26 protein-coding genes and 1 pseudogene are annotated in these 24,050 nt (G+C 74.2%); 10 read left to right on the forward strand and 17 right to left on the reverse strand.

What is annotated here, in order from left to right; translation table 11 throughout:
* Window positions 1-29 precede the first annotated feature (29 nt).
* Both AB0M43_RS10295 and AB0M43_RS10300 read right to left on the reverse strand, forming a co-directional pair.
* Window positions 30-512 (reverse strand): SRPBCC domain-containing protein, encoded by a 483-nt coding sequence (locus AB0M43_RS10295; RefSeq protein ID WP_363723045.1) that lies wholly within the window; start codon window positions 510-512, stop codon window positions 30-32.
* 318 nt (window positions 513-830) lie between these two features.
* The gene (locus AB0M43_RS10300; protein ID WP_363723046.1) at window positions 831-1,790 is read right to left on the reverse strand and encodes a LysR family transcriptional regulator; all 960 of its coding nucleotides are present in this window, start codon (window positions 1,788-1,790) and stop codon (window positions 831-833) included.
* A 92-nt stretch (window positions 1,791-1,882) separates the two neighbouring features.
* Between AB0M43_RS10300 and AB0M43_RS10305 the strand changes: the two genes are divergently transcribed.
* Window positions 1,883-2,581, forward strand: coding sequence for a response regulator transcription factor (locus AB0M43_RS10305; protein ID WP_363723048.1), 699 nt, complete (start codon window positions 1,883-1,885; stop codon window positions 2,579-2,581).
* A 29-nt stretch (window positions 2,582-2,610) separates the two neighbouring features.
* On the opposite strand, the gene map is transcribed toward AB0M43_RS10305, so the two are convergent.
* Window positions 2,611-3,378, reverse strand: a complete 768-nt coding sequence (map, locus tag AB0M43_RS10310) for a type I methionyl aminopeptidase (RefSeq protein WP_363723050.1) — start codon at window positions 3,376-3,378, stop codon at window positions 2,611-2,613.
* Between the two features lie 36 nt (window positions 3,379-3,414).
* On the opposite strand from map, the gene AB0M43_RS10315 reads away from it, so the two are divergent.
* Window positions 3,415-3,675, forward strand: coding sequence for a helix-turn-helix transcriptional regulator (locus AB0M43_RS10315; protein WP_363723052.1), 261 nt, complete (start codon window positions 3,415-3,417; stop codon window positions 3,673-3,675).
* A 151-nt stretch (window positions 3,676-3,826) separates the two neighbouring features.
* A complete protein-coding gene (locus AB0M43_RS10320; protein WP_363723055.1) occupies window positions 3,827-4,876 on the forward strand; it encodes a phosphotransferase in 1,050 nt (349 codons plus the stop codon).
* Between the two features lie 15 nt (window positions 4,877-4,891).
* Here AB0M43_RS10320 and AB0M43_RS10325 read toward each other — a convergent pair whose 3' ends face one another.
* Together AB0M43_RS10325 and AB0M43_RS10330 are read right to left on the reverse strand one after the other, a co-directional pair.
* Entirely contained in the window at window positions 4,892-5,650 is a 759-nt protein-coding gene (locus AB0M43_RS10325) for a VOC family protein (protein ID WP_363723057.1), read from the reverse strand.
* Window positions 5,651-5,731: 81 nt separating this feature from the next.
* Window positions 5,732-6,328 carry a hypothetical protein gene (locus AB0M43_RS10330; protein WP_363723059.1) on the reverse strand — a complete coding sequence of 199 codons (597 nt, stop codon included), beginning with the start codon at window positions 6,326-6,328 and terminating at the stop codon, window positions 5,732-5,734.
* Between the two features lie 326 nt (window positions 6,329-6,654).
* Here AB0M43_RS10330 and def point away from each other — a divergent pair, with 326 nt between their 5' ends.
* The gene (gene def, locus AB0M43_RS10335; RefSeq protein ID WP_363723061.1) at window positions 6,655-7,212 is read left to right on the forward strand and encodes a peptide deformylase; all 558 of its coding nucleotides are present in this window, start codon (window positions 6,655-6,657) and stop codon (window positions 7,210-7,212) included.
* 9 nt (window positions 7,213-7,221) lie between these two features.
* Here def and AB0M43_RS10340 read toward each other — a convergent pair whose 3' ends face one another.
* Window positions 7,222-8,457: an MFS transporter gene (locus AB0M43_RS10340; protein ID WP_363723064.1), complete on the reverse strand. Its 1,236-nt coding sequence runs from the start codon at window positions 8,455-8,457 to the stop codon at window positions 7,222-7,224.
* 184 nt (window positions 8,458-8,641) lie between these two features.
* Here AB0M43_RS10340 and AB0M43_RS10345 point away from each other — a divergent pair, with 184 nt between their 5' ends.
* Together AB0M43_RS10345 and AB0M43_RS10350 are read left to right on the forward strand one after the other, a co-directional pair.
* Complete coding sequence (locus AB0M43_RS10345; RefSeq protein WP_363723066.1) at window positions 8,642-9,475, forward strand: DUF4436 family protein; 834 nt, start codon at window positions 8,642-8,644, stop codon at window positions 9,473-9,475.
* Between the two features lie 201 nt (window positions 9,476-9,676).
* The gene (locus AB0M43_RS10350; RefSeq protein WP_363723068.1) at window positions 9,677-10,258 is read left to right on the forward strand and encodes an AAA family ATPase; all 582 of its coding nucleotides are present in this window, start codon (window positions 9,677-9,679) and stop codon (window positions 10,256-10,258) included.
* A gap of 95 nt (window positions 10,259-10,353) precedes the next feature.
* Here AB0M43_RS10350 and AB0M43_RS10355 read toward each other — a convergent pair whose 3' ends face one another.
* Genes AB0M43_RS10355 through AB0M43_RS10375 form a run of 5 tightly spaced genes read right to left on the reverse strand, consistent with a single transcriptional unit; the run spans window position 10,354 to window position 15,695 of the window.
* Window positions 10,354-11,142 carry an enoyl-CoA hydratase gene (locus tag AB0M43_RS10355; RefSeq protein WP_363723070.1) on the reverse strand — a complete coding sequence of 263 codons (789 nt, stop codon included), beginning with the start codon at window positions 11,140-11,142 and terminating at the stop codon, window positions 10,354-10,356.
* Window positions 11,139-12,047, reverse strand: coding sequence for a 3-hydroxyisobutyrate dehydrogenase (gene mmsB / locus AB0M43_RS10360; RefSeq protein ID WP_363723072.1), 909 nt, complete (start codon window positions 12,045-12,047; stop codon window positions 11,139-11,141). The genes AB0M43_RS10355 and mmsB overlap by 4 nt, the downstream gene beginning before the upstream one ends.
* Window positions 12,044-13,063, reverse strand: a complete 1,020-nt coding sequence (locus AB0M43_RS10365) for an enoyl-CoA hydratase/isomerase family protein (protein ID WP_363723074.1) — start codon at window positions 13,061-13,063, stop codon at window positions 12,044-12,046. Before AB0M43_RS10365 ends, mmsB begins: the two co-directional genes overlap by 4 nt.
* Window positions 13,060-14,190: an acyl-CoA dehydrogenase family protein gene (locus tag AB0M43_RS10370; RefSeq protein ID WP_363723076.1), complete on the reverse strand. Its 1,131-nt coding sequence runs from the start codon at window positions 14,188-14,190 to the stop codon at window positions 13,060-13,062. Before AB0M43_RS10370 ends, AB0M43_RS10365 begins: the two co-directional genes overlap by 4 nt.
* Window positions 14,191-14,195: 5 nt before the next feature.
* The gene (locus tag AB0M43_RS10375; protein WP_363723078.1) at window positions 14,196-15,695 is read right to left on the reverse strand and encodes a CoA-acylating methylmalonate-semialdehyde dehydrogenase; all 1,500 of its coding nucleotides are present in this window, start codon (window positions 15,693-15,695) and stop codon (window positions 14,196-14,198) included.
* Window positions 15,696-15,936: 241 nt separating this feature from the next.
* On the opposite strand from AB0M43_RS10375, the gene AB0M43_RS10380 reads away from it, so the two are divergent.
* Window positions 15,937-17,355, forward strand: a complete 1,419-nt coding sequence (locus AB0M43_RS10380; protein WP_363723080.1) for a short-chain fatty acyl-CoA regulator family protein — start codon at window positions 15,937-15,939, stop codon at window positions 17,353-17,355.
* A gap of 5 nt (window positions 17,356-17,360) precedes the next feature.
* Here the strand turns inward: AB0M43_RS10380 and AB0M43_RS10385 are convergent, their stop codons facing one another.
* Window positions 17,361-17,642, reverse strand: a complete 282-nt coding sequence (locus AB0M43_RS10385) for a hypothetical protein (RefSeq protein ID WP_363723082.1) — start codon at window positions 17,640-17,642, stop codon at window positions 17,361-17,363.
* A 229-nt stretch (window positions 17,643-17,871) separates the two neighbouring features.
* Here AB0M43_RS10385 and AB0M43_RS10390 point away from each other — a divergent pair, with 229 nt between their 5' ends.
* Together AB0M43_RS10390 and AB0M43_RS10395 are read left to right on the forward strand one after the other, a co-directional pair.
* On the forward strand, window positions 17,872-18,282 hold the full coding sequence (locus tag AB0M43_RS10390) for a VOC family protein (protein WP_363723084.1): 411 nt from the start codon (window positions 17,872-17,874) through the stop codon (window positions 18,280-18,282).
* Between the two features lie 2 nt (window positions 18,283-18,284).
* Window positions 18,285-18,869: a YdeI/OmpD-associated family protein gene (locus AB0M43_RS10395; RefSeq protein WP_363723085.1), complete on the forward strand. Its 585-nt coding sequence runs from the start codon at window positions 18,285-18,287 to the stop codon at window positions 18,867-18,869.
* Window positions 18,870-18,947: 78 nt separating this feature from the next.
* On the opposite strand, the pseudogene AB0M43_RS10400 reads toward AB0M43_RS10395, so the two are convergent.
* Window positions 18,948-19,232 (reverse strand): annotated as a pseudogene (locus tag AB0M43_RS10400) (HU family DNA-binding protein); the annotation flags it as partial.
* A 354-nt stretch (window positions 19,233-19,586) separates the two neighbouring features.
* On the opposite strand from AB0M43_RS10400, the gene AB0M43_RS10405 reads away from it, so the two are divergent.
* Window positions 19,587-20,915 carry a glycosyl hydrolase family 18 protein gene (locus AB0M43_RS10405; protein ID WP_363723338.1) on the forward strand — a complete coding sequence of 443 codons (1,329 nt, stop codon included), beginning with the start codon at window positions 19,587-19,589 and terminating at the stop codon, window positions 20,913-20,915.
* A 140-nt stretch (window positions 20,916-21,055) separates the two neighbouring features.
* On the opposite strand, the gene AB0M43_RS10410 is transcribed toward AB0M43_RS10405, so the two are convergent.
* The 4 genes from AB0M43_RS10410 to AB0M43_RS10425 all read right to left on the reverse strand — a co-directional run bounded on the left by AB0M43_RS10410 (window position 21,056) and on the right by AB0M43_RS10425 (window position 24,029).
* Window positions 21,056-21,616 carry a hypothetical protein gene (locus AB0M43_RS10410; protein WP_363723087.1) on the reverse strand — a complete coding sequence of 187 codons (561 nt, stop codon included), beginning with the start codon at window positions 21,614-21,616 and terminating at the stop codon, window positions 21,056-21,058.
* Between the two features lie 55 nt (window positions 21,617-21,671).
* Window positions 21,672-22,607 carry a hypothetical protein gene (locus AB0M43_RS10415; RefSeq protein ID WP_363723089.1) on the reverse strand — a complete coding sequence of 312 codons (936 nt, stop codon included), beginning with the start codon at window positions 22,605-22,607 and terminating at the stop codon, window positions 21,672-21,674.
* 43 nt (window positions 22,608-22,650) lie between these two features.
* Window positions 22,651-22,938: a DUF1905 domain-containing protein gene (locus AB0M43_RS10420; RefSeq protein WP_363723091.1), complete on the reverse strand. Its 288-nt coding sequence runs from the start codon at window positions 22,936-22,938 to the stop codon at window positions 22,651-22,653.
* 92 nt (window positions 22,939-23,030) lie between these two features.
* Window positions 23,031-24,029, reverse strand: coding sequence for a LysR family transcriptional regulator (locus tag AB0M43_RS10425; protein WP_363723093.1), 999 nt, complete (start codon window positions 24,027-24,029; stop codon window positions 23,031-23,033).
* Window positions 24,030-24,050 lie beyond the last annotated feature (21 nt).

Consider the following 24,050-nt stretch of genomic DNA (forward strand, 5'->3'; position numbering starts at 1 on the left):
CGGCGTGGCGCGACTTCCCCGGCCGGCGGCTAGGGCGACGGGGCCGCGTCGGTCTCACAGTAGGTCCGCAGATCGGTGCCGAGGGCGTGGCCCCAGGCGGTGTTGCAGAACGGGTACCACCGGGCGGCCCGGGTCCAGCCGGCGTGCTCGAACCGCAGCACCGTGGCCCGCGCGCCGGTGATCAGCGGCGCGAGGAGCGGCCCGACGTCGCCCCGCCGGACGGTGGCCAGCGCGAACACCAGCCGGTGGCCGAGCCACTCCGACGCCGGGTTGCCCGGTTCGGTGAAGGCCGACAGGCACCGCCACTCCAGCCGCTGGTCGGGCACCAGGTCGGTGACCCGCATCCGCAGCGGCGCGCCGAGCCCGTGGTCGAACTCCGTGACCGACCCGACCGCCGGCTCGGCCCGCACCGCCCGGCCCCACCAGGCGTCCAGGCCGGCGGTGGTCGTCAGCGCGGCGAACACCGTCGGCCGGTCGGCGTTGATCCACACCTCGTGGCGGATCGCGTCCATCCCTGCCCCCTGTCACCCAGACCGAAATGTACCGCCGGACAACCCCGAAGAACACGACATTCCGTGGGTACCCGTCGAGGGGTCCGCTCTTTCCGGGCTCTGACAACGGTCGGCGTCTTTACGGTGTCAAGTTCGGCCCGGCGAAGAGATGTGGCCTTAAGGCCTCGGCAACGTTGAGGGGCCAGGAGGTCTGCGGCGCGTTAAGCGTGGTTGCCGCGTGGCGGGCGCCGCCCTACCTTTCGGGCTCACCCGGCACGCGCGCCGGGGTGCCCACCGGCCCGAGGGGGGCCTGCCCGGAGTGCGCCGGGCAGGCCCCGCTCACTCGATCCTCGGGTGCACCTCGGGATGCGCGGCCCACCACGGCCCGTACGTCGGGCTGGCCACCGCGTGCTCGGTGTACGCCCGGGCCACCGCCAGGTAGACCCGTTCCGAGTCCCGTTCGGAGATCCGGGACCGCCGCCACCCGAACACCAGCCGGCCGCGCTGCGGGTCCCCGGCCAGCCGGCGGACCACGACCCCCGCGTGGCTCGGCGCCCCCGGCTCGACCAGGCGCACCGCGTGCCCGGCCGCGATCAGCTGGATGCCCGCGCCGTCGGGCGCGTCGTACCGGACCCGGGGGTCGAAGCCCGCCCGCCGGCACGCCGCGCGCAGCGACGCCAGCGAACCGTCCTCCGACCCGGGCGGCGAGATCCACGCGTCCTCCGCCAGGTCCGCCAGGTCGACCTCCGGCCGGTCGGCGAGCCGGTGGCCCTCGGCGAGCGCGACGAAGATCGGCACCCGGGGCACCAGCGCGCGCTGCGCCAGCTCCGGCGCGAACGGCACGTCGTGGTCGTCCATCATCAGCACCACCGCCGCGTCGAGCCGATCGTGCGCGAGCGCCTGGGCCAGGGTGACGGCCGAGGAGTCCACCCGCAGCGTGATGGCCGTACCGGGCAGGGCCGCCGTCACGTGCGCGAGCAGGGTGCCCAGGCAGGCCATCGTCGCCGAACCCAGGCGCAGCGTGCGCGCGGACCGGTCGCCGTCCGGCTGTTCGTAGAGGAAGCCGTCGAGGTCGGCGAGGGTCAGGCGCGCGCGGCGGAGGGCCTGCTCGCCCAGCGGGGTGGGGCGCACGCCGGTCCGGCTGCGGAGGAACAACGTACCCCCGAAGGATCTCTCGATTCTCTGCAGCAGGGTGCTCAGCGCCGGCTGGGAGATGCCCAGCCGGGTCGCCGCGCGCGAGACGCTGCCCGCGTCGGCGAGCGCGCAGATCGCCCGCAGGTGGCGGACCTCCAGATCCATAACACAAGGCTATACCGAATGTTATGTCCGGCCGCGCGCGAAGGATGTGAACCTCAGGTCATCGACAGCGGCACATCCGAGGGAACGGCGCCATGGCGGACATCCTGATCATCGACGAGAACACCACCGACCGCCGGGCCACGGCGGCGGGGCTGACCGCCCTCGGGCACCGGGTCGAGGACCTGCCGTTGCGCCGGGTCGGGGCGGTGCTGTCGGACCTGTCCCGCGACACCCACGACCGGCCCGACATCGTGGTCCTCGACCCCGACGCGCCCGACGTGGACGGCCTGCTGATCCTGCGTCTCCTCCGGATGGGCGCCCGGCGGCCGGTGGTCGTGACCGCCGCCGGCCGGACCGACGCCCAGATCGCCCGGGTACTCGACGCGGGGGCCGACAGCTACGCCGCCAAGCCGTGCTCCCCGGAACTCCTGGACTCGCAGATCACCGCGATCCTGCGCCGGGTACCGGGGCCCGCGCCCTCGGCCACCCGGGTCGTGGGCCAGCTGCGGCTGGACACCGGCGCCCGGGAGGTCACCCTGCGCGGCGAGGCGGTCCGGCTCACCCAGTCCGAGTTCGACCTGCTGGCCTGCCTCAGCGACCGGCCCGGCCGGGAACTGTCCCGGGCCGCGCTCGTCGCCCGGCTGTGGCCCGGCCGGCCGGCCACCGCGCCCCGGTCCGTCGACTTCCTGCTGTCCCGGCTCCGCGCCAAGCTCGGCGAGACCGCCCAGCAGCCCTGTTACCTGCACAGCAGCCGCAGCCGGGGCGTGGCCCTGCGCGCGCCGCGGCACTGACGGCGTGCGTTCCGGGCGTTGTCGCCCTCTCACGGCAGGGTGAGGATCACCGGCCCGGCCTCGGTGATCGCGACCGTGTGCTCCCAGTGCGCCGCCCGGCTGCCGTCCAGGGTGGCCACCGTCCAGCCGTCGTCCAGGGTCCGGTGGTCGTCGCCGCCGCCCTCGATCAGCATCGGCTCGATGGCCAGCACCAGCCCCGCGCGCAGCGGCATGCCCCGCCCGGGCCGGCCCTCGTTCGGCACGTCCGGCGCCTCGTGCATCTTCCAGCCGATCCCGTGGCCGCCCATGCCGTCGGCCTGGCCGTAGCCGGCGGCGCGGGCCACCCGCTGCACGGCGTGCGAGATGTCGCCGAGCCGGTTGCCGGGGCGGGCCTGGGCGATGCCGGCCGCCAGGGCCTCGGCCGTGGTCCGCGACAGGCGTTCGGCGGCCTCGTCCACGGCGCCGACCGCCACGGTGACCGCCGCGTCGCCGTGCAGGCCGTCGACGTACGCGCCGCAGTCGACGGACAGCAGGTCGCCCTCGCGGAGCACCCGGCCGTCGGGGATGCCGTGCACGACCACGTCGTTGACGGACAGACACAACACTCCGGGGTACGGGGTCGGGGCCCACGCCGGCCGGTACCCCCGGAACGAGGATCCGGCCCCGAGGCTGGCGATCAGGTCGGCGGCGAGGGTGTCGAGTTCCAGGAGGGTCGTCCCGGGGCGGGCCGCGTCGGCGACGGCCGCCAGGGTGCGGGCCACGACCCGGCCCGCCTCGCGCATCGTGGCCAGCTCGTTCTCAGTCTTCAGGGTCACCATGGAGAAGATTATAATACTAGGATTACAATCACTCGCATGGTGCGTACCCCGTTGACGGCAGAGGAACACCGGCGCGGCCAGGCCCTGGGGCGCGCGCTCCAGGTCGCCCGGGCCGGGCGCAGCGCCGCCGAGATCGCGTTGGCGGCCGGCATCTCCCTGGACACCCTGCGCAAGATCGAGCGGGGCGCCATCGCGACGCCCGCGTTCTTCACCGTCGCGGCCCTCGCCGAGGTGCTCGGCCTGGATCTGCGCACCCTGGCGGCCCTCACCGCGCCCGAGGAGCAGCGGGCGGCCTGACCGGGCGGTCCGCCGCGCGGCACGGGCGCCCGCGAACCCAGGACCTTTCTCCGGGTACCGGGGCCGTGGCCGTCCCGCCGGGCACGAAGGCGGTGGCGGTCGCCGGAAATGCGGGGCGGATCCGGCGGCCGGTCGGGAATAATCACGCCCCATGGAGGACCGGCCCGAGGGTGTCACGGAATCCGCGCTGGTCACGGCGTTGGCCGACGGGTGGGGCGTGACGGTCCGGTCGGTGGGATACCTGCCGGTCGGGGCCGGGAGCTACCACTGGGCGGCGCGGGTCGGGGCGCCGGACAGCCCGCCCAGGGCGGGTGACCCGCTTCCCGGGGCAGATGCTCCCAGCGCGCGGCCCGGAGCATCGGCAGTGCCCGGTGCGGAGGGTCCGACATTGTTCGTCACGGTCGACGACCTGGGACACGACGATCCGGACGCCGCGTTCGGGCGGCTCGGGCTGGCCATGGACACCGCGGTGGCGCTGCGCCGGGACGCCGACCTCGGATTCGTGGTGGCGCCGGTCCCGGCCAGGACGGGGTCGACGGTGTGGCGGCTCTCCGGGCGGTACGCCGTCGCCGTGTTCCCCCTGCTCGACGGTCGCGCCGGGCGGTTCGGCCCGCACCCGGCGGAGGACCGGGCCGAGGTGCTCGGGCTCCTCGCCGCCCTGCACGCCGCCACCCCTCTCGTCACGCCTCCCCCGGCCGACCGGGAACTGCCCGGCAGGGACCGGCTCGCGGACGCGCTGCGGCACCTGGACCGGGCATGGACCGGCGGGCCGTACGCGGAGCGGACCCGGGCGCTGCTCGCCGCCCGCGCCGACCACGTCACCCGGCTGCTCGGCGAGCTCGACCGGCTCGCCGGACAGGTGCTGGGCGCGCCGGACCGGTGGGTCGTCACCCACGGGGAACCGCACCCCGGCAACGTGCTGCGGACCGCGGCCGGCCCGCACCTCATCGACTGGGACACGGTGCGCCTCGGCCCGCCGGAGCGCGACCTGTGGCTGGTCACGGACGACGCGGACCTCCTCGCCGGGTACACCCGGGCGACCGGGCGGGCCGTCGACCCGGCCGGTCTGGCGCTGTACCGGCTGTGGTGGGAACTGGCGGACATCGCCGTCTATGTCGACGGGTTCCGCCGCCCGCACCGGGATTCGGCGGACAGCGCCGCGTCGTGGAAGTACCTCACCAGCTACCTCGACGCGTCCTGACCCGCACGTCCGACGTCAGCCCGGGATCCTGGGCGTCCACAGGCTGAAGGGCGCGCCCTGCGGGTCCCGGACCCCGGCCATCGGGCCGATCGGGGTCTCCGTGGGCGCGAGCAGCAGTGTGCCGCCGAGGGCGGTGGCGCGGTCGGCGGAGGCGGCGATGTCGTCGGTGCCGAAGTAGACGTTCCACCGGGCCGGCGCTTCCGGCGCGGGGTCGGGCACGACGCCCGCGACCGGCACGCCGCCGGCCTTGAGCATGCTCCACCGCACGCCGCCGAGGGCGGGGTCCAGCTCGACGGCCTCCGGGGCGAGGCCCACGATCCGCTGGTAGAAGCGCACGGCCGCCTCCACGTCGCCGGTCAGCAGTTCGTTCCAGGCGACCGTGCCGGGTTCGCCGACGAGGCCCGCACCGGGCCGCCGGCCGGCCTGCCAGAGCCCCACCTCCGCGCCCGTCGGGTCCCGCACGACGGCGGCGCGGCCGGCCGGACCGGCGTCGGCCGGGGCCTCCAGGACGATGCCGCCCGCGCCGGGGACGGCCTCCGCCACGGTGTCCACGTCGTCCACGGCCAGGTAGACGTGCCAGGCCGGCCCGGTGCCCGTGGTGAGCGCGGCGACGACCTCCCCGTCCAGGACGGCCAGGGTGTACCCGTCCTGCGGCGTGTCGGCGAAGTCCCAGCCGAACAGGCGGCCGTAGTAGGAGCGGGCGCCCCGCGGGTCGGTGGTCCGGAGTTCCGCCCAGTTCGGTGTGCCCTGCGGGTACGAGGTGCGCTGCGGCATGCTGCCCCCTTCTCGGAAACCACCCACACTAGCGCCGTGCCGGGCCCCGCCGCCGGTGCGCGCGGCGGGGCCCGGGTCCGGTCAGGTCCAGTAGATGGAGGTGGTCATGTCGTTGAAGTTGCGCGGGTTCCACGTGCCGATCGACCGGAAGTCCGAGGTGTCCCCGGCGATGGCGACGCCGTACACGTCGTAGTTCGGGGTGTCCCAGAAGAACGCGTAGCAGCCGGCGAACACCTTCGCGGACGAGATCTGGTTGTCCCACGCGTGGCCGGGGAAGCTGGACTGCCACTCGGCGTAGCCCTTGTCGCGGTCGCAGGCGTGGTTGGCCTCCACCACCCAGGCCGCGCCCTCGTAGTCGATGTGCCAGTACTGGATCCCGATCACCGTGCCGCCCGCCGCCGCCAGGGCCGCCGGCGAACCGGCCGGGACCGCCGCCGCGTCGAGCCGGCGGTCGAGCGCGTCGCCGGCCGCCTCCGTGGTGGCCGGGGCGTCGGTGACCCGGCCGTCCGTGCCGTCGGCGATGGCCTCGGTGAAGGTCGGGTAGCAGTCGGTGGTGCCGCCCTGGGAGAGGTGCAGCACGCAGTACGGCCGGGGGGCCGCCGCCGGGGCCGCCACCGCCGCGCCGCCCCCGGTCAGCAGCGCGAACGTCAGCGAACTCACGACCAGTATCCGTTTCATCCCGTCCAGCCTCTCTGTCCTCGGCGTCCCGTCGGACACCTGGGGCGGGGCCGGTCGCCCGCCGGGCGGGTGTGGGGCCCCTGTCCTTGAGGCTGAGAGTGCCGGGGGCCGGTCAAGGTTCACTCAAGGCGGCCGGAGTGGGGCCGCCGAGCCGGGACCGGCAGGCGCCCCGAGCCGGTGGGACCACCGTGGACCGCGCGCGTCGCGTACCCGTCAAGAAGTGTCGTTCGACGTTCGGCCGTCCATATGGAACTGTAGATGAACCCTGCGCGACACACGTTTCCTCGACCTCGACGGACCCGCCCCGGGAGATTCGGAGTGTTCACATGACCCTTGCCCAGAGCGACCGTGGCTGGATCTCCGGCACCGCCGGGGAGGGCATCGTCACCATCGGCGATCCGAGGATGAAGGCCCCCACCCGGGGCGTCGCCGACGTGGACGACGTCGCCGAACTGCTCACCACCCTCGTGGACCGGCTGCGCTCCCTCAACGGGGCCGGGTTGTCCGCGCCGCAGATCGGGGTGTCCGTCAAGGTCATGGTGGTGGAGGTCCGCCGCACGGACGTGTTCCCCGACCGGACCGAGTGTCCGCTGATCCAGATGGTCAACCCGGTGATCGTGGCCCGCTCGCACGCCACGATCGTCGACTGGGAGGGCTGCTTCGGCGTCCCGGGGCTGATGGGCCAGGTGCCGCGCGCGGAGACCATCACGGTGGAGTACGTGTCGCCGGACGGCAAGCGGGTCGCGAGCGAGTTCTCCGGGTACGTGGCCCGGGTGATCCAGCACGAGGCGGACCACCTCGACGGCGTGGAGTTCCTGGACCGGATGACCTCGTTGGAGAGCCTGACCACGGTGCAGAACTACGTGGCGTTCCACCGCCGGTAGCGCACGGCCTCAGCTGGCCGTCACGACCTCCTCCGCCCGCTGCCGCCGCAGTTCCGGCACCGCGAGCCCGATCAGCACCGCCCCCACCACGACCCCCAGTCCGCCGCTGACCGCGCTGAAGGCCGGCGAGACGAGCGACCCGACGGCGCCGGCCCGGAAGTTGCCGAGCTGCGGGCAGCCGACCCCGACGACGTACTCGGCGGCGCTGACCCGGCCCCGGTACCGGTCGGGGGTGGCCACCTGCACGACGGCCGTGCGGAACACCACCGAGATCACGTCGGCGGCCCCGGCGAGGACCAGGAGCCCCAGCGCCAGCCACAGGCTCCTGGCCAGTCCGAACCCGGCGAGGGCCGCGCCCCACACCGCGCCCGCGATCAGGATGGCCCGGCCCTGGCGGGTGACGTGCGCGACCGGTCCGGACAGGGCGGAGCCGAGGATGCCGCCGACGGCGGGGGCGGCGGTGAGCAGGCCGAGGGTGCCGGCGCCGCCGCCGAAGTACTCGGCGTTGATCGCCGGGAACAGCGCGAACGGCATGCCCAGGACCATGGCGCTCATGTCGGCGAGGAACGCGCCCGCGATGACCCGGTGGCCCCGGACGAACCGCAGGCCCTCCCCCACTGCCCGCAGGCCGGGGCGGACCGCGCCGCCCTCCGGGAGCATGGCGGGCAGCCGGAGGACGCCGTAGAGGGCGGCGGTGAAGCTGAGCGCGTCGATCAGGTAGCACGCCTTGAGGCCCCAGCCCGCGGCCACCGCCCCGGCGAGCAGCGGGCCGGCCGTGACCGCGCCGTGCATGGTGAGCAGGCCGAGGGCGGCCCCGGCGGGCAGGCTCGCGGCGGACAGCAGCCGGGGGGCGAACGTCCGGCGGGCGGGTCCGTCGACGGCGTTGAGCAGGGACTGGAGCACGACGAGGCAGTAGAGCAGCCAGAGCTGGCGCAGGTCGGCGAACGCCTGCACGGCGAACAGCACGGACACGGCCGTCAGGGAGCCGCTGGTGATGAGGACGAGTCTGCGCCGGTCCATGGCGTCGATCAGCGCGCCGCCGAGCAGGCCGACGACGATCGAGGGCACGGCCATGGCGAGCCCGACGGCGCCGACGGCCACGGAGGACTCGGTCATGACGTACACCTGCAGCGCGACGGCGAAGCCGGTCATCTGGCCGCCGACGGCGGAGAGCGCCGAGCCGATCCAGAGCCGGCGGTACGCCGGGGACTCGCGCAGGGGTCGGGTGTCCAGGAGAATTCTCACGCGTGGTCTCCCCACGGCATGGCCCGGCGGGACGGTGGTTCCGACGCGGGCGGATGGGCGAACTCCACGCCTGCGCGTCATGGTCAGTCCTGGCCGGAGGGCCGGGAAGGGATGTTAACGGATCCCGCCCCGGACCGCTCGCCGTTTACCCCGCGCACGATCAAAGGCCACATATAGTGCATAAATGCGACAGTTCAGGTGGGTACGCTGGCTCGCGGTGTTCGTCGTCGCGGCCCTGGCCGGCACGGTCGGCGCCTGGCTCTACGCGACCGAACGCGACGCCCGCGACCGGCTCTTCTCCGTGCAGTCCGACGCGGCCGACCGGATCGAGATCGACGCCTCGGTGCAGCGGATCGAGGCGCCGGCCCGCGACCTGGTGCTCCGGGTGGACGTCACCCCGCTGGGCCGGTACGCCGAGCCGGGCTCCCCGGGCACGCCCAGCCGGGAGATCCTGATCGAGACCACGGCGTCGCGCCCCGGCTCCCTGACGTTCCCCGCCGGCCAGCGGGTGTCCAGCGCCGACCTGACGGTGGGGCTGACCGGGGACGCGGTCACGGCGTACCCCTTCGACGGGTACGAGGCGGAGATCGGGTTCTACGCGGAGGTGGCCGGCGAGCCGGTACCCGTCTCGGTCCGGGTCTTCAGCAACGACGCGCTGTTCCGGGCCCGGGTGGCCAGCAAGGTCGACGAGTCCACGGTGAGGATGTCGTTCAGCCGGACCTACGGCTCCCTGATCATGGGCTGGTTCATGATCCTGGGCATGTGGGCGCTCGCCCTCGCCGTGCTCGGCGGGACCTGGATCATCGTCAGCCAACGGCGCGGACTGGTCTGGCCGGCGCTCGGCTGGATGGCAGCGTCGTTCTTCGCGCTCGCCGCGTTCCGCAACACCGCGCCCGGACTGCCCCCGATCGGCTCCGTCCTGGACTACGCGGCGTTCCTGTGGGCGGAGGCGGTCATCGCGCTGTGCCTGGCGGTGACGGCGGCCGTCGGGGTGCGCACGGAACGCGCCCCGCAATAGGCTCCCGCGCCGGGCCGCCCTGAAGGCGTCGGTGCGGGGGCGCGTCGCCGGCCGCGCCCGGCCGCCTGGGGCGTCAGCCGGCTCCGGAGCGGGGGTCGCGGCTGTGGGGCACGGGTCGGACAGGCCGGTGTCCGGATGGCAGACTCGGCCGGTCGGCGCCCGGAGTCCGGTCCCCGAGTCCACCGCCAGGAGGTCGCACCCGTGCCCGTGTCCCGCCCCACCCTGATCGTCGTCAGCGGCCCGCCGGGTACCGGCAAGACCACCCTCGCGCACGCGATCGCCCGCGCGGTCGGCTGCCCCGCGATCTGCCGGGACGAGATCAAGGAGGGCATGGTCCACGCCACGCCCGGCTTCACCGCCGGCCCGGACGACCCGCTCACCCGCCGGACGTTCGGGACGTTCTTCGACGTCCTCGGCCTTCTGCTCGCGGCGGGCGTGACCGTGGTCGCCGAGGCCGCCTTCCAGGACATGCGCTGGCGACCCGGCCTGGACCGGCTCGCCGACCTCGCGTCGGTCCGGGTCGTCCACTGCGCGGTGGACCCCCGTGTGGCCCGCGCCCGGATCGCCCGGCGGGCGGAGGGCAACCCGCTGCGGGCCGCGCACGACGACAACGGGCTGCTGGGTAGTCCGCCGCCGGCCGCGTTCGTCCCGATCTCGCTGGCCGTGCCGACCCTGCGGGTGGACACCACGGACGGTTACGACCCGGGACTCGCGGAGGTCGTGGCCTTCGCCGACGGCGGGCGACCGGACGCCGGGCGCGCGTCGGGCCCGACGGGCTCCTGAACCCGGGCCGGCCCGCCGGGGTCCAGGAGTTCCCGACCGGGCACCGGCGGCGCCGGCCGACCGCCACCCCACCACGGGGAGGTGGACCGGCCCGGTCAGCGGTCCAGGAACCGCGGGGGCCGCTTGGCCACGAACGCCGCCATCCCCTCGCTCTGGTCCTCGGTGGCGAACGTCGCGTGGAACAGCCGCCGCTCGAACAGCAGCCCCTCGGCCAGGGTGGACTCGAACGCCCGGTTCACCGCCTCCTTGACCATCCGCGCGGCCGGCGCCGACATGGCCGCGATCCGCTCCGCGACGGCGACCGCCTCGGTGAGCAGGTCCTCGGCCGGCACGATCCGCGACACGAGGCCGGCGCGCTCGGCCTCCTCGGCGTCCATCATCCGGCCGGTGAGGCACAGGTCCATGGCCTTGGCCTTGCCGACCGCGCGGGTGAGGCGCTGCGAGCCGCCCATGCCGGGGATGACCCCGAGGGTGATCTCCGGCTGGCCGAACCTCGCCGTGTCGGCGGCCAGCAGGATGTCGCACATCATGGCCAGCTCGCAGCCCCCGCCGAGCGCGTAGCCGGCCACGGCGGCGATCAGCGGGGTGCGCACGGCGGTCAGGGCGGACCAGCCGGCGAACCAGTCGGCCGCGTACATGTCGCTGAAGCTCCGGGGCTGCATCTCCTTGATGTCGGCCCCCGCCGCGAAGGCCTTCGCCGAGCCGGTGACGATGATCGCCTTGACGGCCGGGTCGGCGTCGAGGGCGGCGGCAGCTGCGGTGAGGTCGGCCATCAACTGGAGGCTGAGGGCGTTGAGGGCCTTCGGCCGGTGCAGGGTGAGCTGGGCGACGCCGGGTGCGGGGTGGCTGACGAGCACGGTGCGTTCGTCGGTGGCCTGGGTCATCTCTGGTCCTCACGGTCGCCGGCCAGCAGCCGGTCGCGGACGGCGGTCACGATCGCGGAGAAGTCCCGCCCCGGGCCGTCGAGGTCGACGAACCGGGCGTACAGGCCGGCGGCGCTGGCGCCGAGCACGGTGTCCACCCCGGTGCCGGTGGCCGCGTCGTGCGCGAGCCGCAGGTCCTTGAGCATCAGGCCGCTGGCGAACCCGCCCGCGTAGTCCTGGTTGGCGGGGCTGGTCGGCACCGGGCCGGGCACCGGGCAGTAACTGGTCAGCGACCAGCACTGGGCGGAGGACGTGGCCGCCACGTCGAACAGCGCCTGGTCGGTCAGGCCGAGCGCCCGGCCGAGGACGAACGCCTCGCTGACGGCGATCATGGTCACGCCCAGCACCATGTTGTTGCAGATCTTCGCCGCCTGGCCGGCTCCCGGTTCGCCGCAGTGCACGGTGCGGCTGCCCATCTCGGCCAGCAGCGGGGCGGCCCGGTCGACGCCGTCCGGTCCGCCGCCGACCATGAACGTCAGGGTCCCCGCGCGGGCCCCGCCGACCCCGCCGGACACGGGCGCGTCGACCGGTACGTGGCCGGCGGTGCGGGCCAGTTCGGCGGCGGCGCGGGCGTCGGGCACCGCCACCGTGGAGCAGTCGATCAGCAGGGTGCCGGGGGCGAGCCCGGGGAGGATCGCGGCGTAGCAGTCGAGCAGGTGTCCGCCGGAGGGCAGCATGGTGACCACCACCTCGGCGGACGCGGTCGCCTCCAGGGCCGAGGCGGTGGCGCGTACCCCGGCGGCGGTCGCGGTGTCGAGGGCTGCGGGGGCCGGGTCGTACCCGTGGACGGTGTGTCCGGCCTTCACGAGGTTGGCGGCCATCGGGCCGCCCATGTTGCCGAGGCCCAGGAATGCGACGACGGTCATTGTGGCTCCTGTTCGAAGTAGGCGTCGATGTCGGCCGTGCGCACCTCGGCGAGGCTGGCCGGCGACCAGCGCGGGTTGCGGTCCTTGTCGATGATCTGGGCGCGGATGCCCTCGGCGAGGTCGGGCGAGCGCAGCAGGGCGGCCGACAGCCGGTACTCCCGCGCGAGCGCCGCCTCCAGGTCGGGCAGGGCGGGCGCCGTCCGCACCGAGCGCAGGGCCACGGTCAGCGAGGTCGGCGACTTGCCGGCGATCTCCTCGGCGGTGGCCCGGGCGGCCGGGTCGGGGTGCGCGCGCAGCCGGTCGAGGATCTCCGGCACCGTCGCTGCGGCGTAGCAGTCGTCGATCCAGTGCCGGGCGTCGGCCAGTTCCCCGGGCGGGGCCTTCTCGGCCAGGGCGTCGACGACCTGGTGCGCCTCGCCGACGGCGAGGGCGGCGGACAGGTGGGCCAGCCGGGTGGCGGGCAGGTAGTGGTCGGCGAGGCCGGCGTGCAGGGCGTCGGCGGCCCCGATCGGCGCGCCGGTGAGGGCCAGGTGCACCCCCACCTGGCCGGGCGCGTGGCCGAGCAGCCAGCTGCCGCCCACGTCGGGGTGGAAGCCGATGCCGACCTCGGGCATCGCCAGCCGGGAGCGGTCGGTGACGACCCGGATCGCGGCGTGCGCGGCGATGCCGATCCCGCCGCCCATCACGAGGCCGTCCATCCAGGCGACGACCGGTTTCGGGTACCCGGCGATCCGGGCGTTGAGCCGGTACTCCTCGGCCCAGAAGTCCAGCGACGCCGTGCCGCCGGACACCGCGTCGCCGTGGATGGCCCGGATGTCCCCGCCCGCGCACAGCCCCCGCTCCCCCGCGCCGGTGATCAGCACCGTGCGGATCCGGTCGGAGCCGGCCCACAGGTCGAGGGCGTGCTGGACGGTGCGGACCATCTCGGTGGTGAGCGCGTTGATGGCGCGCGGCCGGTTCAGGGTGATCCGGCCGAGGCGACCGGTGACGCGGGCGAGGACGGGTGGCAGGCTCATGCGGCGGCTCCCAGGATGTCGCGGGCGATGACGACCCTCATGATCTCGTTCGTGCCCTCGAGGATCTGGTGCACCCGCAGGTCCCGGACGATCTTCTCGATCCCGGTCTCGGTGAGGTAGCCGTAGCCGCCGTGCAGTTGGAGCGCGGTGTTGGCGACGTCGAAGCCCGTGTCGGTGGCCAGCCGCTTGGCCATCGCGCACAGGGCGACCGCCCCCGTCGCGCCCTGGTCGAGCGCGTCGGCGGCCTGCCAGAGCAGCAGCCGGGCGGCCTCCAGCTGGGTGTGGGCGTCGGCGACCTGGAACCGCAGCGCCTGGGCGTCGGCGAGCGGCAGGCCGAACGCGCGCCGGTCGCGCAGGTACGTGACCGCCCGGTCCAGGGCGGCCTGGGCCCCGCCGAGCGAGCAGGCCCCGATGTTGAGCCGGCCGCCGTCGAGCGCGGCCATGGCCAGCCGGAACCCGCCGCCCTCCGCGCCGAGGAGTTCGCCCCGGGCGCTGTCGAGGACGACCTGGCGGGTGGGCTGCGCGTTCCAGCCCATCTTCTTCTCGTTCGGGCCGAAGGACAGGCCCGGGGTGCCCAGTTCGACGAGGAACGCGGAGATGCCGCCGGCTCCGGGGCCGCCGGTGCGGGCGAAGACCACGTACACCTCGGCGACGCCCGCGCCGGAGATGAACTGTTTGACCCCGTCGAGGACCCAGTCGCCGCCGTCGCGCCGGGCCCGGGTGGTCAGCGCGGCGGCGTCGGAGCCGGCGCCCGGTTCGGTCAGGCAGTAGGAGCCCAGGGCGTCCATGGCGCACAGTCCCGGCAGGTACCGGGCCCGTTGGGCGTCGTCGCCGTGCCGGTCGATCAGCCAGGCGACCATGTTGTGGATGGAGATGTACGCGGCGATCGACGGGCAGCCGCCCGCGAGGGCCTCGAAGACCAGGGCCGCGTCGAGCCGCCCGAGGCCGCTGCCGCCGTGCTCCTCGGCCACGTACACCCCGCCGAGTCCGAGGCCGGCGGCCTTGCGCAAGACGTCGACGGGGAAGTACTTCTCCTGGTCCCAGGCGACGGCGTGCGGGGCGAGGCACTCGGCGGCGAACCCGGCGGCCGTGTCGGCGAGGGCGCGCTGGTCGTCGGTGAGTCGCATGCCGCTCAGCCCATCGTCGGGATCACGAAGCTGGCCCCGTCGCGGACGCCCTGGGACAGCCAGCGGGAGGTCACGGTCTTCGTCCGGGTGTAGAACCGGATCGCGTCGGGGCCGTGCTGGTTGAGGTCGCCGAAGCCGGACGCCTTCCAGCCGCCGAAGGTGTGGTAGGCGATCGGCACCGGGATCGGCACGTTGACGCCGACCATGCCGACCCGCACCCGGTGGGTGAAGTCGCGGGCGGTGTCCCCGTCGCGGGTGAAGATCGCGACCCCGTTGCCGTACGGGTGCCCGTCGATCAGGCGCAGGCCGGCCTCGTAGTCGGCGGCCCGGACCACACACAGTACCGGTCCGAAGATCTCCTCCTGGTAGATCCGCATCTCGGGCGTGACGTGGTCGAACAGGGTCGCGCCCAGGTAGAAGCCGTCCGGGTGGCCGTCGACGGCGAGGCCCCGGCCGTCGGCGACGAGGGTGGCGCCCTCGGTGACGCCCAGCGCCACGTAGTCGCGGACCCGGTTGCGGGCGTCGGCGGTGACCAGGGGCCCGAAGTCCGCGGTCGGGTCGTCGGCGGCCCCGACCCGCAGCCCGGCGACGCGTTCGGTGAGCTTGGCGACGAGGGCGTCGGCGGTGGCCCGGCCGACGGGGACGGCGACGGAGATCGCCATGCAGCGTTCGCCGGCCGAGCCGTAGCCGGCGCCGATCAGGGCGTCGACGACCTGGTCGAGGTCCGCGTCGGGCATCACGAGGGCGTGGTTCTTCGCGCCGCCGAAGCACTGGGCGCGCTTGCCGTGCGCGGTGGCCGTGGAGTAGACGTGCTGGGCGACGGCGGAGGAGCCGACGAAGCCGACGGCGGCGATCCGGGGGTCGGTCAGCAGGGTGTCGACGGCCTCGGCGTCGCCGTTGACCACGTTGAACACCCCGGGCGGGCCGCCGGCCTCGACGAACAGCTCCGCGATCCGCAGCGGCACGGACGGCGCCCGCTCGCTGGGCTTGAGGATGAACGCGTTGCCGCAGGCCAGGGCCGGGGCGGCCTTCCACAGCGGGATCATGGCCGGGAAGTTGAACGGGGTGATGCCGGCGACGACGCCGAGGGGCTGGCGCATGGAGTACACGTCGATGCCCGTGCCCGCGTTGTCGGTGAACTCGCCCTTGAGCAGGTGCGGGATGCCGATCGCGAACTCCAGCACCTCGATGCCGCGCTGGAGGTCGCCGTGCGCGTCGGCGACGGTCTTGCCGTGCTCGGCGGACAGGACGGCGGCCAGCTCGTCGGCGTCGCGGTGCAGGAGTTCCAGGAACCTGATCAGTACCCGGGCGCGGCGCTGCGGGTTGAGCGCGGCCCAGGCGGGCTGGGCGGCCTCGGCGTCGCTGATCGCGGTCCGGGTCTCCTCGGCCGAGGCGAGCGGGACGTGGCGGGCGACGTGTCCCCGGCTGGGGTCGAACACCTCCCCGAAGCGGCCGGAGGTGCCGGCGACGCGCTTGCCGCCGAGGAAGTGGGTGAGCTGGTCCATCGTGGAACCCTTCGTGGTCGGGCGGGCCGTGTCCGGTGCCGGCCGCAGACCGGACCGACACCCCTTCGTCGGGTACCGGCGGAGCGTGCGGCCCGGGCCAGCATCCGGCGCCCGGCAGTCCCCCGTCGAGGGGCGGGATCTGCGGATTTTCACCCTTCGGAGCCAGCGAAACCGCAAACTTTGCGGAATTTGCGAATGCTATGTTCGCAACAGTCACAGCCCCGACCCGCTGGGGAACGCCATGGACAAGACCAAGATCTACGCGCACGCCCGGCTACGCCGGCTCCGTCGGGACCACGGCCTCAGCCAGGTCGAACTGGCCCGCCGGCTCGACCTGTCCACCAGCTACTACAACCAGATCGAGAACAACCAGCGGCCGCTGACCGCCAACGTGCTCGTCCGGATCGCCGAGGTGCTGGGCACCGATCCGGCGTACTTCGCCGACACCGGGACCGTGCACCTGTCCACCGACGTGCGCGCGGCGCTCGCCGACGAGGCCGCCGGGGAGGACGTGGACACCGAGGAGATCGCCGAGATCGTCCGGGACCATCCGGCGATCGCCCGGGCGCTGGTCGCCGTGCACCGCCGGTACCGCGACGCCGCCGAGCAGGCCGCCGCGCTCGCCGGGCCGGGTGAGACCGGCGAGTACTCCGCCAGCGAACCGCACGACGACGTCCGGGACTTCTTCTACGAGCACCACAACTACTTCGACGTCCTGGACACGGTCGCAGAACGGACCGCCGACCGCCTGGGCCTGGCCCCGGGACGCAGCGCGGCCGCCCTCACCGCGCACCTGGCCGACCTGCACGGGGTCCAGGTCGTGGTCAGCCAGACCGCCACCGCCGGGGACAGCCGCCGGTACGACCCGGAGCGGGGCACGGTGTTCCTGTCCGCCCGGCTCAGCGAGGCCCAGCGGGCGTTCCAGCTCGCCACCCAGGTCGCGTTCCTCGAACACGGCTCGGCGCTCAGCGCCCTGGCCACCGGGCCCGGCCTGGACACGCCCACCACCCGGGCGCTGGCCCGGATCGGCCTGGCCAACTACTTCGCGGGCGCCCTCCTGATGCCCTACGCCCGGTTCCACGCGGCCGCCGAGGAGCTGGCCTACGACATCGAGCTGCTGGGCAACCGGTTCGGGACCGGCTTCGAGACCGTCTGCCACCGGCTGAGCACCCTGCAACGCCCCGGGCTGCGCGGTGTCCCGTTCTCGTTCCTGCGGGTGGACCGGGCCGGCAACATCTCCAAACGCCAGTCGGCCACGGACTTCCACTTCTCCCGGCTCGGCGGCACCTGTCCGCTGTGGACGGTGTACGAGGCGTTCGCCGCCCCGGGCCGGATCCTCACCCAGGTCGCCGAGATGCCCGACGGCAAGCGGTACTTCTGGCTCGCGCGCACCATCCACCGGGGCGGCCGGGGCCACCGCGCCCCGCGCAGCACGTTCGCCATCGCCCTGGGCTGCGAACTGCGGCACGCCGCCCGCCTCGTCTACTCCGAGGGCGTGGCCCTGGAGGACCCGCGCGCGGCCACCCCGATCGGGCTGGGCTGCCGGATCTGCGAACGCCGGGACTGCGCCCAGCGGGCCCGCCCGCCGGCCGGGGGGCGGCTGTCCGTGGACGAGCGGCGGCACACCGGGACGCCGTACCCGATCGTGGCGCCCCGCTGACGGTCCTACGCGGCGCAGTGGTGGTTCAGGTTGTTGACGTCCCCGCGCAGGGCCTCCGACTGGGGGCCGGACGGGTGGGCGTCGAGGTAGCCGCGGGCGTCGTCGCGCACGCCCTCCCAGTCGGTGGCGTCGCTGGGCGCGCCGGCGTCGCGCAGGTCGGCCCTGGTCTGCTGCACCGCGTGCCAGCAGTGCGAACCGGGTTCGGCGGCCGCCGGCCCCGGCACGGCGAGCGCGCCGAGCGCGGCGGCGAGCAGGACCCCTGAGACTGCCGTGCTGCGAATCCCCACTGCTCTGTCCCCCCGTCGTGGCACTCCGCGCCGTGGGCCGAGGCCCCGCGTCCGTTGGGAGCGGCCGAAGTTGTCCCCGCATCATCCTGGCAGCGACACCCCACAAAATCTGACAATTCGACGGGTACGAATCCCCGGGGCGCCCGATGGGAACGTGTAGGAAAACTGTCAGGGGCGGCTGTTAGGTTCGGGGCACGTGATCATCACGGCGCGAGGAGAGGGAACCACCATGCTGCGCGGACTGAGCACTCTGAACCTCTGGGCGGAGGACCTGCCCGCCGCGACCCGGTGGTACACGGACCTCCTCGGCGTCGAGCCGTACTTCACCAGCGAGGCCGCCGGTCGCGGCCCCGGCTACGTCGAGTTCCGGATCGGCGACCACCAGGCCGAGCTGGGCATCATCGACCGCCGGTTCGCCCCGCCGGAGCTGGCGACCGCGCCGGGCGGCGCCCTCGTCTACTGGCACGTCGACGACGTCGCGGGGGCGCTGGAGCGGCTGGTGTCGCTGGGCGCGAAGCAGCTCCAGGGGGTCACCGAGCGCGGCCCGGGGTTCGTCACCGCCTCGGTCGTCGACCCGTTCGGCAACGTGCTGGGCGTGATGTACAACCAGCACTACCTCGACATCCTCGCGGGACGGTAGCCGTGCCGACGGGACCCGCCGCGCCGGAGGCCGAGGTGCTCGCGTTCCGTGACCCCGCCGCGTTCGAGGCCTGGCTGGACGACCACGTCGACCTCGGCGCCGGGGTGTGGCTGAAGCTCGCGAAGGCGGGCACCGGCATCCCGTCGTTGACCAGCGACGAGGCGGTCGACGTGGGCCTGTGCTACGGCTGGATCTCCGGCCAGCGCAGATCCCTGGACGAGACCTACTACCTGCAGAAGTACGTGCCGCGCCGGCCGCGCAGCCGGTGGTCGCAGGTCAACGTGGCCAAGGTCGCCGAGCTGGAGGCGGCCGGGCGGATGCGGCCGTCCGGATGGGCCGAGGTGGACGCCGCGAAGGCGGACGGCCGCTGGGCGGCGGCGTACGAGTCGCAGCGCACCGCGACCGTCCCGCCGGACCTGGCCGCCGCGCTGGCCGCGAGTCCCGGGGCGGCGCGGGCGTTCGAGGCGCTCGGCCGGACCGAGCGGTACGCGGTGCTGCTGAAGCTCGCGACCGCGCGGACGGAGAAGGGGCGGGCGTCCCAGCTGGAGCGGGCGTTGGCGGCACTGGAGGCCACGGACGTCGCTTGACCACCCGGTCGGCCCGCACGGCACCGCCGGCCGGGCACCGTGGCGGCCGGCCGGCGGGGTCCGTCGTCAGCGCTTGGTCTTCGGGACCTTGCCCGCGGCGACCATCTCCTTGAACCCGGCCCCCGGCTTGAAGGCCGGCACGTTGGTGGCCTTCACCTTGATCTCGGCCCCGGTCTGCGGGTTGCGCCCGGTCCGGGCCGCGCGCTTGCGCTTCTCGAAGGAGCCGAAGTTCGGCAGGGACACCCGCTCCCCCCGCGCCACCTGCGCGGAGATCTCCGACAGCACCGCCTCCAGGGCCTCGCTCGCCGCAGCCTTACTGCCCAGGCGCGGGGCCATGGCCTCAATCAGCTCACCCTTGTTCAACCCAGCCTCCTCAACCGTCATGACACTGACGACATTGTGCGCACACCCAACGTCATGGAGTGCCCGAATCTGCAGAGATATGACCTGAATTTGGGGAGGGGCACCGCCGCGCGGTCCCGCGCCGGAGCGAACCCGCAGGTCGTCGGCGGGGAAGTTGGCACGCCCGTACCCGTAGACATTGACAGCAAACGTTCTTAACAATAACGGGATGTGGAACACATACCCCTCGAGCACCACCGCAGTGCGCCCACAGTCCGCCGCCCGCCACGCCCAGGAAGGCACGTCGTGAAGCCGCCACGCTGGGCCGTGGCCCTCGCCGTCAGCGCCGCGGTCACCGCCCTGAGCGCGCTGGTCATCGCACCGAACGGCCAGGCCGGCACGTTCAACGGCACGCTCGTGGCCGCCGCGCCGTGTACGTCCCCGGCGTGGGCGGAGGGCGTCCCCTACGCCGTCGGCGCCAAGGTGAGCTACCTCGGCCGCACCTACGAGGCCCGGGTCGCGCACACCGCCCCGGTCGGCGCGGGCTGGAACCCGGTCGCCGCCGCCTCGCTGTGGAAGGACCTCGGCGCCTGCGACGGCGTCCCGACCACGGCACCCCCGACGACGCGGCCCCCGACGACCGCGCCGCCGACCACCCGGCCCCCGACGACGGCCCCGCCGACGACCAGGCCTCCGACGACTCCCCCGGCCTCGCCGACGGTCTCCCCCACCGTCGACCCGGGCGGTGAGACCTGCGCGGTCAAGTCCCGCCCGACCGGCAAGGTCCTGCACGGCTACTGGGAGAACTGGGACGGCGCCTCCAACGGCGTGCACCCGCCGTTCGGCTGGACCCCGATCACCGACCCCCGGATCCGCCAGCACGGCTACAACGTGATCAACGCGGCGTTCCCGGTGATCCTCAACGACGGCACCGTGTTGTGGCAGGACGGCATGGACGCCACCGTCAAGGTCGCCACCCCTGCCGAGATGTGCGCGGCCAAGGCCGCCGGGCTCACCATCCTGATGTCGATCGGCGGCGCGACCGCGGGCATCGACCTGAGCTCGTCCACAGTGGCGGACAAGTTCGTCGCGACCGTGGTGCCGCTGCTGAAGAAGTACAACTTCGACGGCATCGACATCGACATCGAGACCGGGCTGTCGAGCAGCGGCAACATCAACACGCTGTCCCCGTCGCAGGCGAACCTGATCCGGATCATCGACGGGGTGCTCGCGGCCATGCCGTCGAACTTCGGCCTGACCATGGCCCCGGAGACCGCCTACGTCACCGGCGGCAGCGTCACCTACGGCTCGATCTGGGGCTCCTACCTGCCGATCATCAAGAAGTACGCCGACAACGGCCGGCTGTGGTGGCTCAACATGCAGTACTACAACGGCAGCATGTACGGCTGCGCCGGCGACTCGTACTCCGCCGGCACGGTCGCGGGCTTCGTCGCCCAGACCAACTGCCTCAACACCGGGCTCGTCATCCAGGGCGTCACCATCAAGGTGCCGTTCGACAAGCAGGTCCCGGGGCTGCCGGCCCAGCCGGGCGCGGGCGGCGGCTACATGTCGACCGGGCTGGTCGGGCAGAGCTGGAACACGTACAACGGTCAGCTCAAGGGGCTGATGACCTGGTCCATCAACTGGGACGGGTCGAAGAACTGGACGTTCGGCGACAACGTCCGGGGCCTCCAGGGCCGCTGACGGCTCCGTGCGGGGGCACCCACCGTCGGGGTGCCCCCGTCCGGCCGGCGAGGCCCTGGTGGCCGCGGCCGGCCGGGGTCTCCCGATCCCGGTGCGTGTCGGGTCGCCGATTCCGCGACCCGAGGGCTTCCGGGCGGCGGTCAGCGCAGCCGGTCGAGCAGTCGACCGACCCCCTCCCGCGCCGACCCCGCCCGGTCGCGGAGCCCGGCGTAGACCCCGGCCCGCGCCAGGTGCTTCGGGCTGGTCAGCGCCGTGACCCGGTCCAGGACCTCGGACAGGGCACACACCTCGACGGGTACGCCCGCCACGTCCACCGTCTCGGCGCCCCGCGCCAGTTCCCCGTACTCTCCGCACAGCCGGAACGGCACGTCCAGCATCCCGTGCCGGGTGACGTACAGGTACTCCAGCCGCTCCTCGGTCGCCGGCTCCGGCCGCCACGCCCGGCACGTGTCGAGGGTGAAGTCCTCGCGCCAGCCCGGCGTGTACGCGGGCACCGCCCCGGCCGCCACCAGCGCCCCCGCCAGGCGGTCCAGATTGTCCTGGTCCGTCGCCGGGGTGACGTCGAGGTCGGCGGGGACCAGGTCCGCGCCGTGCAGCGCCAGCACCGTGGAGCCGGTGAGCACCCAGTCCACCCCGTGGTCGGCGAGCAGGCGGACCATGGCCGGCAGGGACAGCGGCGGGCGCGCGGTGGGGTCCGACATCCCGGCAGCGTACCGAGCGTGACCGGGCCCGGGGTGCCCCGGCGGGTGTACCCCCCTAGCTCTGTTGGTAGTTGACCGCGGCGAGGTCGCACGGGGCGTGCAGGAACAGGTAGTAGGCGCCCTCGCCGAAGGTCAGGTCGGCCCCGCCGATCAGCCCGACGTAGTCCATGGCCCGGCCGCAGCCGGCACAGTCGGGGTAGCCGGCCTCCTGGATCCAGTCCGGCGCGCCGCCGAGGGTCGAGCCCCCCTCGTGCCACGCGCTGGCCAGGTACGGCGTGGGCCGGCGCTCCCCGACCACCGGCAGCAGGGCCGGCGGCGGCTCGGCGGGGCCCGGGAGGTGGTCCGGCTGGTGGTTGCGGGCCGACCAGGTCGCGCCGCCGTCGGGGGTCACGTCCGTGTACAGCGTCGTGACGTTCGCGCACAGGAAGCACGTCGTGATCCGCAGCCGGCCCGACCAGCCCGTGTGGGCGAGCGCCGCGCCGACGTCAGGGCGGGCGGTGTCGAGGTCCAGGGCGGTCCACAGCGGGGAGGCGCACCACGGGCAGCCGTCCCCGGCCACGGGCGGCGTCTCCGCCAACTCCAGGGCGTAGGCGACCGGGCCGCACAGGTCGCGTTCCGTGACGTCCGTGAGGACCCGACCACCCTGCCGGACGAACTCCGCCACGTCGACGGGCAGGGCGTCCATGCCCGGCGGCGGCTCGCCCAGCCAGCGGCGCAGCGCGGCGGTGGCCTCCTCGCCCCGGTGGTGGGCGAGGATCAGCAGCAGGTGGTTCAGGTTGTCCGGGGCGCCCGCGTCGACCCGGGCCACGATCCGCTGGACCACCCGGTGGTCGGCGGCCCGGAACAGGGTCGGCGGCCAGGACACTCCACTGTCGAGCAGCCGCGCCAGGTGCGGCGTCAGGGCGGCCGGGTCGGTGCCCGCGAGCCGTTCCAGCTCCTCCAGGGCGTCGTCGTCCTCGTCAGCGGCCGCGCGCACCAGATCCTCGATCACGCACGGATCGTAGCCGCAGGGACCGACAGTTTCCCGGGGCCGGTCAGACGTCCACGGTCAGGCGGATCGTCACCGTGTCGCCGACCTCGATCGCCTCGGCCCCGCGGACCCTGGTCTTCAGCGGCACGAGGTAGCGCCCGTCCTTCGGGAACAGCGACGTCGTCCACGCGGTGTCGCCGATCCGGGCCGTCACCGGGATCATGCCCCAGCCGTAGGTCACGGACGCGGACGCGGACTCCAGCGCCCCGCACTCCTCCTCCGGCACGGTCACGAAGTGCCACGGCGCGGGGCCCTTCCAGAACCACACCTCACCACTGAATTCCAGGTCCATGGCACCAGGATAGGAGCAGGTGGGAGTGTGCGCCGCGAGAGGCCGATCCTGGTCGCCGACCGGGATGGCAGATACTCGGCGACCGGCCGGGGTCAGGGCCGCAGGGGTTCGGCGAGCTGGCCCCACGGGTCCACGATCCGGTCCCGGTCGATGTCGTGCAGCTTCAGCCAGTCCGCGAAGCACGGGCGGCTCAGGGCCGTGGCCGCGTAGTCCCGCCGGGCCCGGTCGGTGAGGCCGGCCACGTGCCGGGCGAGCGGGCGGTCGGCCCACCACGCGAGCAGGTACCGGCAGCGCAGCGGGTTCCCCTCCAACGGCCGCACCACCACCCCGGGACGCGGCTGGAACGTGGCGGACGCGATCCCGATGGCCTGGCCCCGCCGGATCAGGGCCACCGCGGACTCCGGGTCGGCGGTCTCGTGCGTGACCCGGGGCAGGAAGCCGGCCCGTTCGCAGGTGGCCCGCAGGTAGCCGCGCTGGCCGTCGCCACTGGACGGCGGCAGTACCCAGTGATCGGTCGCGAGGTCGGACAGCCGCACCTCGCGCTCCCCGGCGAGCGGGTGCCCGGCGGGCAGGATGACGAACTCGGGCGAGTCGGCGACCGCGCGGTGCAGGACGTGGTCGCCCAGCGTCGGCGGGGAGCCCGGGAACTCGTGCAGCATGATCCCGTCGAGGGCCCGGCTCCCGAGGAGTTCCAGGAGCCGGGCGACCGTCGGCTCGGTCCTGCTCTCCACCGGCCGGGCGCTGTCGGCCTCCTGGAGATGGTCGAGCATGCTCGTGAAGAAGACCCCGGGCGAGCCCCCGACCCGGGACGGTCGGGGGCCGCCGCGGGCCAGCGACACGGAGGCGGCCTGGAGGTCGCGGACCCGGCCGAGGATGTCGCGGGCCTGCGCGAGGACGAACTCGCCCAGTTCGGTGGGGACGACCCCGGACCGGCCCCGGGTGTACAGCGGGCCGCCGAGCTGGTCCTCGATCCGGCGCAGCTGGGCGGCGAGGGCGGGCTGGGACACGCCGAGGGCCGCCGCCGCCCGGCTCACCGCGCCCGCGTCCGCGATGGCACAGACCACCCGGAGATGTCGGATTTCGAGCTCCACCATCGCATCCTAGGCGCTGGT

This window comes from Longispora sp. NPDC051575 (assembly GCF_040681875.1).
GTDB lineage: Bacteria > Actinomycetota > Actinomycetes > Mycobacteriales > Micromonosporaceae > Longispora.